The sequence below is a fragment of the Streptomyces sp. SCSIO 30461 genome, assembly GCF_037023745.1.
GTDB lineage: Bacteria > Actinomycetota > Actinomycetes > Streptomycetales > Streptomycetaceae > Streptomyces.
The window spans coordinates 1,671,876-1,688,503 of record NZ_CP146101.1 but is presented as its reverse complement, the minus strand read 5'-3'; the positions used below and the strand labels follow the sequence as shown (position 1 = coordinate 1,688,503).

Below are 16,628 nucleotides of genomic sequence, written 5' to 3'. Positions count from 1 at the left end.
CGATGGAGGAAGCAGCGAAGCCGACGGCCCATGGCCGGAAAGAGCCGGTAGCGGAACGGCCACGCATGGCCGGAAACCAGCTCTGATGATCCGCTCTCCCCTTCAAAAGCGCAGCCAGTCAGCAGTGTCCGGCTCCACCCGAGCCCCCCTCGACCGGCATCCGAGGTCTAACCGGAACGGTGCTTCAAGTGGTCTAGGCCGTCATGGCCGCCGACCGCACGCCCCGTCTCACGGGGCCATCGAAAGCACGTCATCGACCACGGGAGTTTCTCGTGACCATTCTCGTCACTGGAGCGCGCGGCAACATCGGCAGCCAGGTCGTCACACGCCTGCACGCCGCCGGAGGGTCCCTGCGCGCCTCCAGTCGCAGATCCGGTGATCTCGCCGTCCCCCCGGGTGTGCAGACCGTCACACTCGATCTCCGGGAACCGGGCACCTACCGTGCCGCGCTGGACGGTGTCACCCGGGTGTTCCTGTACGCGGAGCCGGACGGCGTCGCGGACTTCCTGAAGGCCGCGGACGAAGCGGGCGTACGGAAGGTCGTGGTTCTGTCGTCCAACACCGTGCTGCTGCCCGGCGCCGACCAGGACCCCCTGGCACGGCACCACCGCGTAGTGGAGGAGGCCGTCTTCGCCTCCGGACTGCCCCATGTACTGCTGCGGCCGGGAGCCTTCGCCAGCAACGCACTGGGCTGGAGCACCGACATCCGGGAGGGCCGCGCGGTACAGCAGCCGTTCGCGGATGCCCAGATGGCTCCGGTGCACGACGCCGACGTGGCGGACGTGGCCGCGGCGGCGCTCGCCGAGGGTTCCGGGATGCCCGAGGCCGTCCCGCTCTCCGGGCCCCAGTCGCTGAGCTTCCGCGCCGAGGTAGGCATCATCGCCGACCTGCTGGGGCGGGAGATCCACGTACGCGACATGGACCGCGCCGAGGCGGCGGAGACCATGGGCAGGTTCGTGCCACCGCCGGTGCTCACCTCGTTGCTCGACCAGTGGGAGGCGGCGCTCGCCCAACCCGCCGACACGTCCGCCACCTGCGAGCCGTGGACGGGCGCGCCCGCGCGCACCTTCCGGCAGTGGGTCGAGGAGCATCTCGGTGCGTTCGGGGACGCACCCGCCGGTTAGGCGCTGACCGCGGGAGAGCCGGGAAGACCCGGGAACAGCCGGTCCACAGCGGGAACGGATCGGAGCGGCCCGCAACACCGGGAACGGTTGGGAGCAGTCGGCACAGAAGCGAAGGAGGACGCCAGGGCGTTCCGCTCCGAACGGCCGGCCAGGGTGATCACGACCCGGGTCGGCCGTCCGGCATGCCCGGGTCGTTCCGGTACGTCTCCACCTGTCCTGGACATGGTGTCGAGCACCTGCGGGGACCCTACGCCCACCCAACAGCCCGCACCCCGGGCCTGATCCGAGGAGACGCACCGATGAGCGCTACCACCCGGACACGTGTCAGCCGCCGCGCCACGGGCGCGGTCGCGGCCGTGCTGCTCGCCATGATCGTGCCGGCAGCCGTTCCCGCCACCGCCGCCGCCGGCAGCGTCGAGCAGTCCGTGTCCGCCGCCGCGGCCCACAAGGCGGCGAGCCCGGTCGGGAAGTGGGACGTGGTGATAACCATCCACGCCCAGGACCCGCCGCTGTACTCCTGGATCATCTGCGACGTGACCGCGGACCAGAGGATCCGCTGTGTCAACAAGCCGGGCTCCGCCACACCTCCGCTGGAGGGTACGGGCATCTGGAAGAAGGGTTCCGGGAAGTCGTTCAGCTTCTGGATCACGCACCACGCGCACCGGGACGAGAACGGCAACGAACTCGGCTCCATCAACGCCGTCCACGTCGGCAGCTTCGACAAGAAGGGCTTCACGACCGACGGGACCGCCTTCATCGACATGGAGGACGGCACTCCCTGGACCGGCCCGATCGCCGTCGAGTCGAAGGCCACCCGCATCGGCTGATGCGGCACGGACACACACGAGGAGGCCTCCGGACCCTTGGTCCGGAGGCCTCCTCGTTGTGGTGTGGTGTACCGCGCCGCCGGACTCGTCCGGAGACGCGCCCGTCAGAGCGGCGCCGGTCAGGTCAGCCCTGGCCAGGCGCGCTCACCCGGCGGGGCAGCGCACCCGCCGCGAGGAAGGCGACGACGATGAAGCCGAGGCCGGTGTACAGGGTGAACTGGAAGGCGCCGGAGAAGGTCCGCGCACCTGCCTGCTGCTCGTACGACCGCACCGCGGCGACGGCCTTCTCGTTGCCGCGGACGGCCGGTGCCACGCAGTCCGCAGGCTCCTCGGAGGCGTTCTCCCCGCCGAAGCGCTCGTTGACGCAGTGCTGGTAGGCCGTGGTGGCGGCGCCGAGTTGCTCGGCCGGGACACCGGCAGCAACCAGCTCCTGGCGCAGCTTGGGTGCCAACTCGTCCGCGCTGCCCGTCGCGGCGGAACCCAGCGGGGCGAAGAAGGACAGCGAGACGACGGCGATACCGATGGTGAAGCCGAGCTGCTGCATGGTGTTGATGAGACCGGACGCCGATCCCGCGTCCTCGTGCGGCACGTCCTTGAGGCCGAACAGGGAGATCGGGGTGGCGGCGGCACCGAAGCCCAGACCGATGACGAACAGGGCGGGGGCGATGCTCCAGCTGGTGATGTCCCCGTCGCTGCTGCCGTTGATCCACAGGAACAGTCCGAGACCGAGGGCGATGCCCACCGCGCCCATCTGCACCACGGTGCGGCCGAACTTCGGAACGAGCACGATCACGGAGGCCGAGGCGGTGATGAAGGCGCCGAACGCGAAGGCCAGCAGGGTCACACCGGCGCGCAGCGCGCTCCAGCCCAGACCGAGCTGCATGTACATGTACAGAGCCAGCATGAACATGCCGGTGAAAGTGAAGCAGGCCAGCATCAGCCCGAGGGCCGAGCTGAAGCTGCGCGCCTTGAACAGGTTGAGCGCCACCAGCGGCGAACCGTTCGTCAGGCTCCTGCGGCGCTCGTACGCCACGAAGCCGATGAGCACCGCGACTCCGGCGACCATGGAGGCGAACGCCCAAGCCGGCCAGCCGAGCTCACGGCCGAAGGTCAGCGGGGCGAGCAGCAGCAGCAGACCCAGGGTGGCGAGTGCGACACCGGGGAGGTCCACACGGAGCGCGTGCGGCGCCTTGGACTCGGGGATGTACTTGAGGCCGAGGAAGAAGCCGACGACGCCCAGCGGCACGTTGACGAGGAAGATCGGGCGCCAGTCCCAGCCGAAGATGTCGGCCGCGACGATCACACCGCCGATGAGCGGGGCGATGGTGGCGGCGATACCGCCGACGGTGCCGTGGACGGCGAAGACCGTCCCCTTCTCGTTGTCCGGGAAGGTCACGTGGATGATGGAGAGCACCTGCGGCACCATGATGCCCGCCGCGGCGCCCTGCAGCAGCCGGGACGCGATGAGCATTTCGGGGTTCATGGCGATGCCGCAGAGCAGCGATGCGATGGTGAAGCCGGCGACACCGAGCAGGAACATCTTCCTGCGGCCGTAGATGTCACCGAGCCGGCCGCCGGTGATCAGCATCAGGGCGAACGCCATGACGTAGCCGGCGGTGATCCACTGGACGGCGCCGTAGCTGGCGCCGAGCTCGTGCTGGATGGTCGGGATGGCCACGTTGACGATGCTGCCGTCGAGCATGTCGAGGAACGTGGCGACGGTCATGATGACGAACGCCGCCCAGCGGCGCTTGTCCGGGGCGGGCGAAACCCCCGCCCCGGAGGGCTGCACCGCGACGGCTTCGGCCGGAGGCGGAGACTCGCTGTCGGTGTCCGTCGGCCGGATGTTGGTGGAGGTCACGTCTCACTCCTCGTGGTGACAGGTGGTCATCACTCGGTATAGCCAGCGTCATTGGAGGCGTGCTCGAATATGCCTGGAGTACTTAAAGGATTACGCGGGCGAAGCGAGCGCCGGCCGGGCGCCGGTTCGAGACGCGCTCAAGGTCCCCGCGAGCGGAACAGGGCAGAGTGGGGGGTGCACCGCATGTCCTCCGCCGCGTCTCACGGCACCCCAGACACTGCCACAAGGGGCGTTCCATGACCACACTCGGCCCACGCGCCCTGAACCGTGCGCTGCTGGAGCGCCAGTTGCTGCTGCGCCGACAGCCGCTGACTGCGGCGGAGGCCATCGCCCGGCTCGTCGGTATGCAGGCCCAGGCGCCCGCGCCGCCCTACGTGGGCCTGTGGACCCGGCTGACCGGCTTCCGCCACGAGGAGCTCGCCGAGTTGCTCACCGGGCGGGAAGCGGTTCGTGTCGCGCTGCTGAGGGCCACCGTGCATCTGGTCACCGCCGAGGACTGCCTGGCGCTGCGCCCGCTGGTGCAGCCCGTGCTGGACCGGCAGGTACGCGGGGTGGCGAGGTTCGCGAAGGCGGTCGCGGACCTGGAGCCCGACGACTTGGACACGGCCGTTCGTGAGGCGCTGGCCGATGAGCCGCTGACCACCAAGGAGCTGGGAGCGGCACTGGCCGCGCGTTGGCCGGAGCGCGACCCCGACGGGCTGGCGAACGCCGCCCGCGGCCGGCTCCCGCTGGTGCAGGTGCCGCCACGCGGCATCTGGGGCGTCGGCGGCTTGACCCGGTACGCGACGGCGGAGGCCTGGCTGGGCCGGCCGCTGGGCACCGGAGCGACCGTGGACGACCTGGTGCTGCGCTATCTGCGCGCGTACGGCCCGGCATCGGTGAAGGACGTCCAGATGTGGTCGGGACTGACCCGCCTGCGTGAGGTGGTGGACCGGCTGGGCTCACGTCTGCGGGCCCTTCGGGACGAGGACGGGCGGGAGCTGTTCGACCTGCCGGACGCGCCCCTGCCGGATCCCGAGACCGAGGCACCGGTGCGGTTCCTGCCGGAGTTCGACAACGTGCTGCTCGCCCATGACGACCGCTCCCGCATCCTGGACGAGCGGCGGCGGTCGGCGATCTTCACCCGCAACGGCATCATCCGGGCGACGTTCCTGGTCGACGGGTTCGTGGCGGGGATGTGGCGGGTCACTCGCGAGCGCGGCACGGCGACCCTCGTCCTCGAACCGTTCGGGCGCCTGCCGAAGGCGTCCCGAAAGGCGCTGGAGCAGGAGGGCGCGGATCTGCTGGAGTTCATGGCGCCTGAGGCGCCCGACCGCACGGTGAGCGTCGAGCCGTCGACGTCCTGAACGCGCCGAGGGGACCGCGGGACGGGCCGACCGGAGGCCGGGAGCCCGACCGGTCAGGAGGCCTTCTTCCGCGGCGTCGCCTTCTTCGCCGTGGGCTTCTTGGCCGTGGACTTGGCGGTCGCGGACTTCGCCCCCGACGCCTTCTTGGCGGCCGTGGACTTCGTCGACCGTGACGCGGCGGTCTTCTTCGCGGTGGACGTGGACTTCTTGCCGCCCGTCTCCTTGGGTGTGGCCTTGGCAGCCTTCGGGGCGGACTCCGCCGCTTCCTTTGCTTCCTTGCGAGGCCTCAGCTCCGTGACATCACCGCCGGCTGCCTCCGCTTCGGCGCCGCGCGCCTCCTTCGCCGCCCGGACACTGCTCTCCAATGCGGCCATCAGGTCGATGACCTTGCCGCCACCGGCGGCCGGGGCGCGCTCCGGCTCCAGCTCCACGCCGTCGGCCCTGGCGGCGATCAGCTCTTCGACCGCCGTCCGGTAGTCGTCGTGCAGCGAGGCGAGATCGACTTCGCCGAGGGTGTCCATGAGCGCGTCCGCGAGGTCGAGCTCGGCGTCGCGGACCGTCACATCGGTCTCCGGGGCCACGCCGTCGGGCTGGCGGATCTCGTCCGGCCAGAGCAGTCCGTGCATGGCGATCACATCGCCGACCACCCTCAGCATGCCCAGCCGCTCCCGCCCCCTGAGCGCGAACTTGGCCACCGCCACCTTCTTGCTCCGTTTGAGTGCCTCGCGCAGCAGCGTGTAGGGCTTGGCAGCCGGGACCCCGTTCGCGGAGAGGTAGTACGCCGTATCCATCTGGAGCGGGTCGATCTGGTCCGCGGCGACGAACGCCACGATGTCGATCGTCTTCGCGGTCGGCAGCGGAAGCGAGGCGAGGTCCTGGTCGGTGATCGGGATCATCGTCCCGTCAGCGTCCTCGTACGCCTTGCCGATCTCCGCCGTCGGGACCTCCTCGTCCTCCAGCTCGCAGACCTTGCGGTAACGGATCCGCCCTCCGTCACTGGTGTGGATCTGCCGGAAGGAGATCGAACGGTTCTCGGTGGCGTTCACCAGCTTGATCGGGATGCTGACCAGCCCGAAGGAGATCGCGCCGTTCCAGATGGATCGCACGTGCCATCCCTTTCATCCGGAATTCAGAGTTTTGAGATGTATGTATGGGATTCTCATCGTATGACGCCCATCACAGAGGTGGAGGGGCGGCGCCTGGCGCTCAGCAACCTGGAGAAGGTCATCTACCCGGCGACCGGGACCACCAAAGGGGAGGTGCTGCACTACTACGCCCTCACCGCCGATCCGCTGCTCGCGCATCTGAGGGACCGCCCGCTGTCGTTCCTGCGCTACCCGGACGGGCCGGGCGGCCAGCGGTTCTTCACCAAGAACCCGCCGCCCGGCACACCTTCCTGGGTGCGTGTCGCCGAGGTTCCCCGCTCCTCGCGCGAGCGGGGCGAGCAGGTGGTCGTGGCCGATCTGGCCGGGCTGATCTGGGCGGCGAACCTCGTGGTGGAATTTCACACTCCGCAGTGGCGGGTGGAGGAACCCGGCAGGGCGGACCGGATGGTCTTCGATCTCGACCCCGGTGATCCGGCGACCGTGGTCGAGTGCTGTGAGGTGGCCATGTGGCTGCGCCGGCGGCTCGGCACGGACGGCCTGGACGCCTACGCCAAGACCTCGGGCTCCAAGGGTCTGCACCTGCTGGTACCGCTGGAACCCACGCCGTCCGCCGCCGTGTCGGCCTACGCGAAGTCCCTGGCCGTCGAGGCGGAGACGGAGCTCGGCGGCCTGGTGGTGCACCGGATGGCCCGGGCACTGCGCCCGGGGAAGGTGTTCGTCGACCACAGCCAGAACGCCGCAGCCAAGACCACGGCGACGCCGTACACACTGCGCGCCCGACCCCGGCCCACCGTTTCCACTCCCGTGACCTGGGAGGAGATCGAAGGGTGCAGCTCCCCCGATGAGCTGGTGTTCGAACTGGGCGACATGACGGGAAGGCTCGAACAGTACGGGGATCTGCTGGCACCGCTGTTCGATCCCGAACGTGCGGGCGGCCTGCCGTGAGCACCCACCCACCCAGGACGGGAGCAGGGGCGGGAGCGCGGGCGGGGCCGCTCAGGCCGCCGCTGAAGGTGGCGCTCGCCCGGTCCGTGGCAAGGCTTCCACGCGGAGAAGGGCTCGCCTACGAACCGAAGTTCGACGGCCATCGCATCCTGATCTTCGTCTCCGACGGAGAGGCCACCCTCCAGGCCCGCTCGGGGCGTATCGTGACGGCCGCCTTCCCCGATCTGGCGACGGCAGCACGCGCGCTGCCCGACGGCACGGTCCTGGACGGCGAGGCGGTGGTCTGGAACGAGGGACGGATCGACTTCGCCGCCGTACAGCGCCGAGCCGCCGCGACGCCGCCCAGGGCCGGGCTTCTCGCGCGCCGACTGCCCGCCTCCTACGCCGCCTTCGACCTGCTCGCGACCGGCGGCGACGACCTGCGCGCGGCGCCCTACACACACCGCAGAGAACGCCTTGTCGACCTCGTCGGACCGTTGGGCCCACCGCTCCAGCCGGTGCCGATGACCACCGACCCGGAGACCGCTGCGACCTGGTACGAGACCCTCGTCGCGCGCGGGATCGAAGGACTGGTGGTCAAACGACTCACCGGGCCCTACCGGCCCGGCGGCCGGGACTGGCGCAAACTGCGGCACACGGCCGTCCAGGATGCCGCCGTGGTCGGCTTCACCGGCACGCGGGACCGCCCCAGTGCGCTGGTGCTCGTCCTGCCGGACGATGACACGCCCGTGGTGTCCGGCCCGCTCCCGCCCGCACTGCGGGGCTCGGTCGCGGCGGTGCTGGCCGCGCACACGGCCCATGCGGCCGGGGCCGGGGCGAAAGAACCGCCGGAAGAAGGCGCGAGCACAGCCACCGCGAAGGCCACGGCGACGGCGACCGCGGTCGGGGTGGGCGAGGTGCCGTACCGGAGAGTGCCGGAAGGACTGACGGCCGAGGTGGAGCGTGGGACCACCCGGCACACGGTGTCGACGGTGCTGCGCATCAGGGACGACCTGCCGCCCTGAGCCTCACCCGTTCTCCGACCCTCCCATTAATCAAGTTTGACTACTTCACACGGGAGCAGTACGGTCCCACAGCAAGTAGTCAAACTTGATGAGAGGAAGCGCATCGATGATCCAGCTCCCCGAGACCGGCTACACCCCGACTGCCGACGAGCTCGCGGACATCGAGAAGTGGTTCGCGGAGTACGACGGGGCGAGCGGCCGGCGTGACATCGAGCGGATGGCCGATATGGCGGTCTTCCCACTCAACCTGGTCAGCGACGACTCCACCGGGCAGGGCGTCAGCGCCCAGTGGGACCGGGAGCAGTTCGTCACCGTCATGACCCAGGTGATGGGAGAGGGTTCGCAGGACATCACGTTCACGTCGACACGCACGCCGGTGTTCCTCACGGCGGCGATGGCGGTGGTCTTCACCGACTCCGTCATGACCATGGACGGCGCCGAGCAGCGGTTGCGGTACGCGGACATCCTGATCCGGCGCGACGGGAAATGGGCCTTCCAGACGATGCTCCAGGGCGGCTGGGGCGACAACCTGCGGTGATCACGGCCGCGTGCCCGGACAGACGGGCCGCCCGGGCACGCGCCGGGACCGGCAGGTCCCGGCGGCAGGCCGGAAAGGCACGATGGCGTGCCGGTTTTCGAAGTCCTCGGCGCGGCCCCCGTGGTGCACACTCTCCCCAGGCACCTGGCGTGTGGGAGGCAATGGCGTGTTGGCGGGTATCGACGAGGTCGACTGGTCGTCACTCGGACATGCGTACGGCCCCGCGGATGATGTCCCCGGACTGCTGCACGGGCTCGCGTCGCGCGATCCGATGGAGCGCGAGGCCGCGCTGGACGCCATGTACTCCGCGGTGCACCACCAGGGCGAGGTGTACGACTCGACGCTGGCGGCCATCCCGTTCCTGCTGGAACTCGCCGCCAGCCCCGAAGTCCAGGACCGGGGAGCGATCGTCGAGTTGCTGACCAGCATCGGCGGCATCGAACTCGACGGCGACGACGAACCCGAACCGGGTGCCCACGAGGAGGAGTTCGAGGAGGTCGCCAACTACGCGATGGCCGCGGCCGCGGTGGCGTCGGGGGCTGAGGTGTTCGTGGGCCTGCTCGCGGACGACGACCCCGGAGTGCGGCTCACGGTGCCCTGCGCCCTGGCGATGCTGCACCACGAGCCCGCGCGTGCACTGATGTTGCTACGGGCGCGGCTGGACGCCGAAGGGGACGCGGATGTGCGGCTCGCGCTGGTGGAGGCGGTCGGGCGGATCGCCCTGCGGCACACGGAGATGCACGCCGAGGCGGTGCCCTGGCTGATCGGGCTGCTGGCCCCGGCCCACCCGGCGGGACTGCGCCTCGCCGCGCTGACCCAGCTGGCGCGGTGTGCCCCCGGGAGCCTGCCGCCCGACGCGACCGCGACCGCGCTGCTGCGGGGGACGGACGAGCAGGATGCCGTCGCACGCGGAACCGGCGCACGCGAGGCCTCCGCCGGGACGGTCGACGGAGCAGGAGCGGTCGACGGAGCAGGAGCGGTCGACGGAGGAGAAGACGAAGCGGAGGGCGGCGGGGAACCCCTCGCCCGGGATCACCGGACGCGGGCGGCCGGTGATCCCGGTGCGGAGGAGACCGGCACCGGCACAGGGGCGCCGCGGGGAACCGGCCCACGGCAGCCGGCGCGATCTGGGCGTCCCGGCGACGACGCGGAGCTCCGCTCCGGGGCCGACGAGCTGCTGTGCACCCTCTACGCGGCACTCGGCGACCGGGTCGACGAACGGATCGCGCTTCTCGTCGGGCGCCTGAGCAGCGGCGACCCGGCGCAACGCACAGACGCCGTGTGGATGTGCCACGGGCTGATCCGGACCTGGCGCGGGCCCTACGACGAACTGGTGCGGTGCGTGGGAGCCCAGCTCGGCCACCCCGAACCACAGCTGCGGGCGGCCGCGGCCAGCCTGCTGGAAAGCCTGTCCGCCCTGGCCCTGCCCGCCGCGGACGCGCTCGCCGCGCGGCTCTCGCGGGGCACATCAGACACGGCGGCGTCCGACGAGGCGGGCGAGGACCGCGCCCTGATCGCGCTGGCCAGGCTGGGCGATCCACGCGCCGTACCGGCGTTGGCTGCGGCCCTCGATGAACCCGAGCTGCCCCGCGACGCCGCCTTCGCGGTGCCCTACCTGGGGGCGGCGGCAGCGCCACTGGTACCACTGCTTCGGCGCAGGCTCGCCCGGGTGGAGCTCGACGAGAACCTCTTCGACCTGGCCTGCCCACTACTGCCCGCGCTGGGGGCGCTGCGCGCGGCCGAGGCCCTGCCCGAGGTGCTCAGGGTGCTGCGCGGCGCGTCGGCCCGCGGCGGCGCGTGGACGATGGAGTCGGTGCTGGAGACCGCCCTGCGGACGCTCGCCGCCTTCGGGCCCGCGGCACTGCCGGCGGCGCCTGAGCTGCGTGCGCTGCTGGGCAGCGCCAACCCCTCGGTGGCCACGGCCGCGGCGCGGGCGTTGTGGGCGGTCTCGGGCGACGCGGACGGCGCTGCCGTACTGGCCCTGCTGCTGGAACTGCTCACAGCGGACGGCCCGGACGAGCGCCGCTCGGCGGCGGCGGCGCTGGGCTGCCTCGGCCCGCGGGCAGCGACCGCGGCGCCCGCGCTGCGGTCGCTGCTCGCCGCCCGTGAGCGCTGGCTCCGGATGGACGCTGCGATCGCGCTGTGGCGAGTCACGGGCGAGGCCCGGGACGCCCTTCCCGTACTGACCGCGGCCTGGGAGGAGAACCGGTACGGCCGTGTCGAGGTCGCCGAGTGCCTGACCGAGATGGGTCCCGCGGCCGGACCGGCGGTGCCGCTGCTGCGTGCGGAGCTGAGCCGCCCGCGGCGGCACAACGTGCTCGACGGCGGTTCGGGTACGCATGACATCGAGCAGGACGAACGCCTGCTGACGCTGTGCAGAAGGGCTCTGGCCGGCCCGGGGCTGAGCACCGCGACGGGCCGCTGAGGCTGCCGCCGCCGCCGCAGCCGTGCCGTCCGGCACCCCCGGTGGCGCTCCCTCGGCAGCCCGGTGGCAGCCCTCCGCCATCGGCGACGTTGCCGTCGCCGTTACCCAACCGATGGTTCACCGCAATGGCGGATGACTATCCTCGAAATTTCGCATATGCCTTCAAACCACCCAGCGCCCTGTGTCTCCGCATACTGTTGCCGGAAGATCGACCGGCGAGGAGCCCGCACGTGAAACCGACCCGCACCGCCGTCCGCGCCGCGCTCGTCGCCGCGGCCGGCCTGGCACTGCTCACCGGGTGCGGGGACGCGGGCGGCCTGGAGAGCGCGGGGGCGACCCCCACCGCCGAGGGGCCCCAGCAGCTGTGGCCGGAACTCCCCGCCATCTCCGCTCCCCCGGTCGACTACGGGGAGAGCGACACCGCCCGCATCCCCGGCGTCACCGCGCCGGACGGCGATGTGCGGGCGGTGAGCCCGGTGAAGGTGGTCCAGGCTGATGTGGCGGCCCACCCCGAGCAGATCACCGGGGCCGACGGGCTGTACCGGCAGACCGCGGACCAGATCCGCGACTGCGGCACACGGCCGAAGGAATGCCCCGTACTCCGGCCGTACTACCACGATCTCACCGGCGACGGCAGAAAAGAACTGATCGTCGCCATCAGGATGCCGGGGCAGCAGACCGCGATGCGGGTCTATCTCCCGGACAAGGACGGCCGCTTGACGCGGGTCATGACGTACTCGGACGCGATCGTCGGAGTGGAGCTGGCCGGCCGGGACCTGATCACCCGTGCCGTATCCGCGGGCATCCCCGGGTACGAGTACCGCACGGCCTGGTCCTGGGACGATCGCCAGGACGTGATCCTGCCGACCCGAGACGAGATCATCCGGGTCAAGCCGACCACGCCCCCGACCTCTTCCGCCGCACCGACCGCGACCGCTTCGGCCGCACCGACCGCGACCGCTTCCGTGCCCCCGCCCACCGGAGCCCCCCGGTGACGGCCCCGCGCAAGGGCCGGGCCAGGCTCCGGCTGCCCGCCTGGACGGCAACGCTGACCTGGAAGGCGGCGTTGTTCATCACCGTGATGTGCTGCGCCCTCGCCGCGCTGCTCGGTGCACTCGTCCATGCGTCCGTGACCCGTGAGACGGTCTCCGACGCCCGCGAGAAGGCCCTCGTCCGGCTCGACGAGGTCACCCACGCGTATGAGATGGGCGAGCCGCTCGGCGGCTTCGGCACCATCGACCCGCCGGGGCTCCCCGACCGGTTGCGCGCCCTCGCTCTCTCCGGTCAGCGCGGCACGGTCGTCTCAGACTTCCAGGGCCGCCCCACCATGTGGGCCGCGGGGCCCGCCGACGGCAGGGCCATCGCCGTGCGGGTCGACTACTCGGTCGGTGCCGAGACCATCGGCAATCTCGACCGGGCCATCCTCGGCTCCTCCGTACTCGCGATCGGGGCGACCCTGCTCGTGGGGGCGTTCGCGGTGACCCGGGTGACCCGCAGACTCCATCTGACCGCGCAGGTCGCACGGCGGATCAGCGCGGGCGATCTGGACGCCAGGGTCAACGACCCCCGCACCAAGGACCCGAGCCGGCCCGAGGACGAAGTCGCCACGGTCTCGGGGGCGCTGGACGCCATGGCGTCCACGCTCCAGGGGAAGCTGCTCAACGAGCAGCGTTTCACCGCCGATGTGGCGCACGAGCTGCGCACTCCGCTGACCGGCCTGTCCGCCGCCGCCGAGTTGCTGCCGCCCGGACGACCTTCGGAACTGGTCCAGGACCGGGTGCGCACCATGCGTGCGCTGACCGAGGACCTGCTGGAGATCTCCCGGCTGGACGCGGGCGGCGAGACCGTGGACATGGACATCCACGAACTCGCCCCGCTCGCCGAACGGGTCGTCCGGGCCGTACGCAGCACGGGCTGTGAGACAGAGGTGAACATCAGCGGCCCGGCACGGGTGCGGGTGGAGACGGACCAGCGGCGGCTCGAACGGGTGCTGGCCAACCTGATCACCAACGCCCACAAGCACGGCGCCCGTCCGGTGGTGGTGACGGTCGACGGGCCGACGGTGACCGTACGGGACCACGGCGTCGGCTACCCGCGGTATCTGCTGGAGCACGGCCCCCAGCGGTTCCGTACGGACTCGGGCGGCAAGGGTCACGGTCTGGGACTCACCATCGCCGTGGGGCAGGCCGCGGTGATCGGGGCGAAGCTGGAGTTCGCCAACGCACCTGAGGGCGGGGCGATCGCCCGGCTGAGCCTGCCGGAGTACACGCACACCGATCACGAGCACACCGATCACGAGCACACCGCCCAGGAACGCACGGAGCACGAGCGCACAGACCAGGAACGCACCGGCCGCAAGCCCGGTGGCACGGGCCCGCACCGCGATGCCACGGGGCACGAGAGCACAAGCCGCGACACCCCTGGTTCCCCGGATAAGGGGACATAACACCCCCGCTTGCTACGTTGCCGGTCATGACCGCACCGGCAGCGGACGCTCCCTCGCCAGTCCCGCCACCACCGCCCGCACCGCCCGCACTTCGGATGCCGAAGCGGCGCGGGGTCGAGCTCTCGCTCCTCGTCAGCGCCGTCCTCATCTGCGTGTACGGCTACACGGCCGTCGGCCTCACCCGGTCCGGAGCCGTCCCGCCCGACGCCGCAGCCTACGGCGCCGGACTCGGCCTGCTGGCGCTGTTCGCCCATCTCGCCGTGCGCTTTCGCGCTCCGTACGCGGACCCCCTGCTGCTGCCGATCGCGGTCCTCCTCAACGGCCTCGGCCTGGTCCTGATCTACCGGCTCGATCTGGAGACCCCCGGAGACCGTGCCGCCCCCGCGCAGTTGGTGTGGTCGACACTGGGAGTGGCCCTCTTCATCGGAGTGGTGCTGGCACTGCGCGACCACCGCCTCCTCCAGCGCTACGCCTATGTCTCGGTCGCCGCCGCCCTGGCCCTGATGATGCTGCCGATCCTCTTCCCACCCGTGAACGGAGCGCGGATCTGGATCCGGTTCGGCGGTTTTTCCTTCCAGCCGAGCGAGTTCGCGAAGATCCTGCTCGCCGTGTTCTTCGCCGCGTACCTCGCCGCCAATCGCAACGCGCTCGCCTATACCGGGCGCCGCGTCTGGAGGCTCCAGTTCCCCACCGGCCGGGTGCTCGGCCCGATCGTCACCATCTGGCTGCTCAGCGTCGCCGTGCTGGCGCTGGAACGGGACCTCGGCACCTCGTCGCTGTTCTTCGGACTCTTCGTGATCATGCTGTACGTCGCGACCGGACGCACCGGCTGGATCGCCGTGGGCCTGCTGCTCGCCGGGGTGGGCGCCTTCGCTGTCGGAGCGTTCGAACCCCATGTGCGCGTACGGGTCCAGGAATGGCTGGCCCCGTTCGCCTCCATCGACGCGGGCCTGGGGCCGAGTCAGCTGGCCCAGTCACTGTTCTCCTTCGCCGCGGGCGGGATGCAGGGCACCGGGCTCGGCGCCGGGCACTCGACCCTGATCGGTTTCGCCGCAAAGTCGGACTTCATCCTGGCGACGGCGGGCGAGGAACTCGGGCTGATCGGGCTGAGCGCACTGATCCTGCTCTACGGGCTGCTGGTGGCCCGCGGCTACCGCGCGGGGCTCGCCCTGCGCGATTCCTTCGGGCGGCTGCTCGCCATCGGTCTCGCCTCGATCATCGCCGTCCAGGTATTCGTCATCGCGGGCGGAGTGACCGGCTTGATCCCACTCACCGGAATGGCCATGCCGTTCCTGGCCCAGGGCGGTTCGTCGGTCGTCACCAACTGGATCATCGTGGCACTGCTGATCCGGGTCAGCGACTCGGCCCGCGCCCAGCCCTCCGACGGCGAGGGCACCGACTCCCCCACTCTGGCCGAGATGACCACCGCACCAGGGAGCGGCCGATGACCCGCTACATCCGGCGCGCCGCGACGCTGTGCCTGGTGATGCTGGCGGCACTGCTGGTCAACGTCGTACGGCTGCAACTGCTCCAGGCCGGCGAACTCCGCGAGAACCCGGCCAACCGCCGTCCTCTCATCGCCCGTTACGCCGATCCGCGCGGCGACATCGTGGTCGGCGGCCGGACGGTCACCGGCAGCAAGGACACCCGGCAGCAGCTGCGATACGAGCGCACCTACCACGACGGGCCGCTGTACGCGCCGGTCACCGGCTACTCCTCCCAGCTGTACGGCACCACGCTGCTCGAACACACCGAGGACGAGACCCTGGCCGGAACGGACCCGCTGCTCGCCCCGCTCCCGTTGTGGAACGACCTCACCCGCTCGCGGCAGCCCGGCGGCAAGATCGTCACCACGATCCGGGCGTCCGTACAGCGAGCGGCGTACCAGGGACTCGCCGGGCGGCGCGGCGCGGTCGCCGCGCTGGAACCGTCGACCGGCAGGATCCTGGCGCTGGTCAGCAGCCCCTCGTACGATCCCGCCCTGCTGTCGGGGAACAGCCCGGCGGTGGTCGCCGCCTGGCGGCGACTGAACACGTCCCCCGACCGCCCGATGCTCAACCGCGCCATCCGCCAGACCTATCCGCCCGGATCGGCCTTCAAGATCGTGACGGCGGCCGCGGCGCTGGACGCCCGGATCGTCACCGACCCGAACGCCGCGACGGACGCCCGCGACCCGTACATCCTCCCCGGCACCCGCACCCGCCTCCCGAACCGGGCACCGCGCTGCGACCGCGCCTCGCTGTCGTATGCCCTCCGCTACTCCTGCAACACGGTGATGGCGCACCTGGGGGTGAGGGTGGGCCTGCACCGGATGCGGGAGACGGCTGAGAAGTTCGGTTTCAACGACGCCGGTCTGCGGATCCCGGCCCGGGTCGCCGCCTCCACCTTCGACCGCGAGATGGGCCCGGACCAGCTCGCGCTGTCCTCCATCGGCCAGTTCGATACGGCCGCCACCCCCCTTCAGATGGCGATGGTCGCGGCGGCCGTCGCAAACGGAGGCGAGCTGGTCCGCCCGTACCTGGTGGACCGCGTCACGACCCGGGGCGGCCGCACCGTGAGCGCCGCGCTCCCCCGCACGTACCAGCGCCCCATGAACCCGGTCACCGCGCAGGTCCTCCAGCGCCTGATGATCCAGGCGGTCGAGAAGGGCGGCGGCCGACGCGCCGCGGTCCCCGGGGTCCGGGTGGGCGGCAAGACGGGCACGGCACAGCACGGCGTGGCCAACGCCGGTGTGCCGTACGCCTGGTTCATCGCCTGGGCACAGCAGCGGGAGGCGAGCCGCCCGGCGATCGCCCTGGCGGTGGTGGTCGAGGACGCGGAGGCGAACCGCGAGGACATCAGCGGGGGTGGAGACGCGGCGCCGATCGCGAAGGTGGTGATCGAGGCGGCGCTGAAGGGGCGCGGTGGCTGAGCCCGGCCGCTTCCCCCGGCACCGCCGCGACCGGGTGGGCCGTGCCGACAGCCGCACCCGGCATCCGCGACGTCCGGCGCCCCGCGGGCGCCCCC

Annotated in this window: 13 protein-coding genes; 11 read left to right on the top strand and 2 right to left on the bottom strand. The window is 71.4% G+C overall.

All coding sequences use genetic code 11. The annotated features are described in order from the left end of the window. Positions 1–272: 272 nt before the first annotated feature. Together V1460_RS07730 and V1460_RS07725 are read left to right on the top strand one after the other, a co-directional pair. On the top strand, positions 273–1,124 hold the full coding sequence (locus tag V1460_RS07730; RefSeq protein ID WP_338672942.1) for an NAD(P)H-binding protein: 852 nt from the start codon (positions 273–275) through the stop codon (positions 1,122–1,124). 299 nt (positions 1,125–1,423) lie between these two features. After that, a complete protein-coding gene (locus tag V1460_RS07725; RefSeq protein WP_338672941.1) occupies positions 1,424–1,951 on the top strand; it encodes a hypothetical protein in 528 nt (175 codons plus the stop codon). Between the two features lie 124 nt (positions 1,952–2,075). Here V1460_RS07725 and V1460_RS07720 read toward each other — a convergent pair whose 3' ends face one another. Beyond that, positions 2,076–3,812, bottom strand: a complete 1,737-nt coding sequence (locus V1460_RS07720; RefSeq protein WP_338672939.1) for an MFS transporter — start codon at positions 3,810–3,812, stop codon at positions 2,076–2,078. Between the two features lie 236 nt (positions 3,813–4,048). On the opposite strand from V1460_RS07720, the gene V1460_RS07715 reads away from it, so the two are divergent. Further along, the gene (locus tag V1460_RS07715; protein ID WP_338672938.1) at positions 4,049–5,158 is read left to right on the top strand and encodes a winged helix DNA-binding domain-containing protein; all 1,110 of its coding nucleotides are present in this window, start codon (positions 4,049–4,051) and stop codon (positions 5,156–5,158) included. Between the two features lie 53 nt (positions 5,159–5,211). On the opposite strand, the gene V1460_RS07710 is transcribed toward V1460_RS07715, so the two are convergent. Then, the gene (locus V1460_RS07710; RefSeq protein ID WP_338672937.1) at positions 5,212–6,264 is read right to left on the bottom strand and encodes a Ku protein; all 1,053 of its coding nucleotides are present in this window, start codon (positions 6,262–6,264) and stop codon (positions 5,212–5,214) included. Positions 6,265–6,324: 60 nt separating this feature from the next. Here V1460_RS07710 and ligD point away from each other — a divergent pair, with 60 nt between their 5' ends. From ligD to V1460_RS07670, 8 genes are all read left to right on the top strand, one after another. After that, entirely contained in the window at positions 6,325–7,209 is an 885-nt protein-coding gene (ligD, locus tag V1460_RS07705) for a non-homologous end-joining DNA ligase (protein WP_338672936.1), read from the top strand. A gap of 62 nt (positions 7,210–7,271) precedes the next feature. Beyond that, positions 7,272–8,213, top strand: coding sequence for an ATP-dependent DNA ligase (locus V1460_RS07700; protein ID WP_338677951.1), 942 nt, complete (start codon positions 7,272–7,274; stop codon positions 8,211–8,213). A gap of 106 nt (positions 8,214–8,319) precedes the next feature. Then, positions 8,320–8,751: a nuclear transport factor 2 family protein gene (locus V1460_RS07695; protein ID WP_338672935.1), complete on the top strand. Its 432-nt coding sequence runs from the start codon at positions 8,320–8,322 to the stop codon at positions 8,749–8,751. 166 nt (positions 8,752–8,917) lie between these two features. Beyond that, positions 8,918–11,176 carry a PBS lyase gene (locus V1460_RS07690; protein ID WP_338672933.1) on the top strand — a complete coding sequence of 753 codons (2,259 nt, stop codon included), beginning with the start codon at positions 8,918–8,920 and terminating at the stop codon, positions 11,174–11,176. Positions 11,177–11,406: 230 nt separating this feature from the next. Then, a complete protein-coding gene (locus tag V1460_RS07685) occupies positions 11,407–12,171 on the top strand; it encodes a hypothetical protein (protein WP_338672932.1) in 765 nt (254 codons plus the stop codon). Further along, complete coding sequence (locus V1460_RS07680; RefSeq protein WP_338672930.1) at positions 12,168–13,622, top strand: HAMP domain-containing sensor histidine kinase; 1,455 nt, start codon at positions 12,168–12,170, stop codon at positions 13,620–13,622. Before V1460_RS07685 ends, V1460_RS07680 begins: the two co-directional genes overlap by 4 nt. Positions 13,623–13,648: 26 nt before the next feature. Continuing rightward, a complete protein-coding gene (locus V1460_RS07675; protein WP_338672928.1) occupies positions 13,649–15,070 on the top strand; it encodes an FtsW/RodA/SpoVE family cell cycle protein in 1,422 nt (473 codons plus the stop codon). Next, positions 15,067–16,533, top strand: coding sequence for a penicillin-binding transpeptidase domain-containing protein (locus V1460_RS07670; RefSeq protein ID WP_338672926.1), 1,467 nt, complete (start codon positions 15,067–15,069; stop codon positions 16,531–16,533). The genes V1460_RS07675 and V1460_RS07670 overlap by 4 nt, the downstream gene beginning before the upstream one ends. Positions 16,534–16,628: the final 95 nt, after the last annotated feature.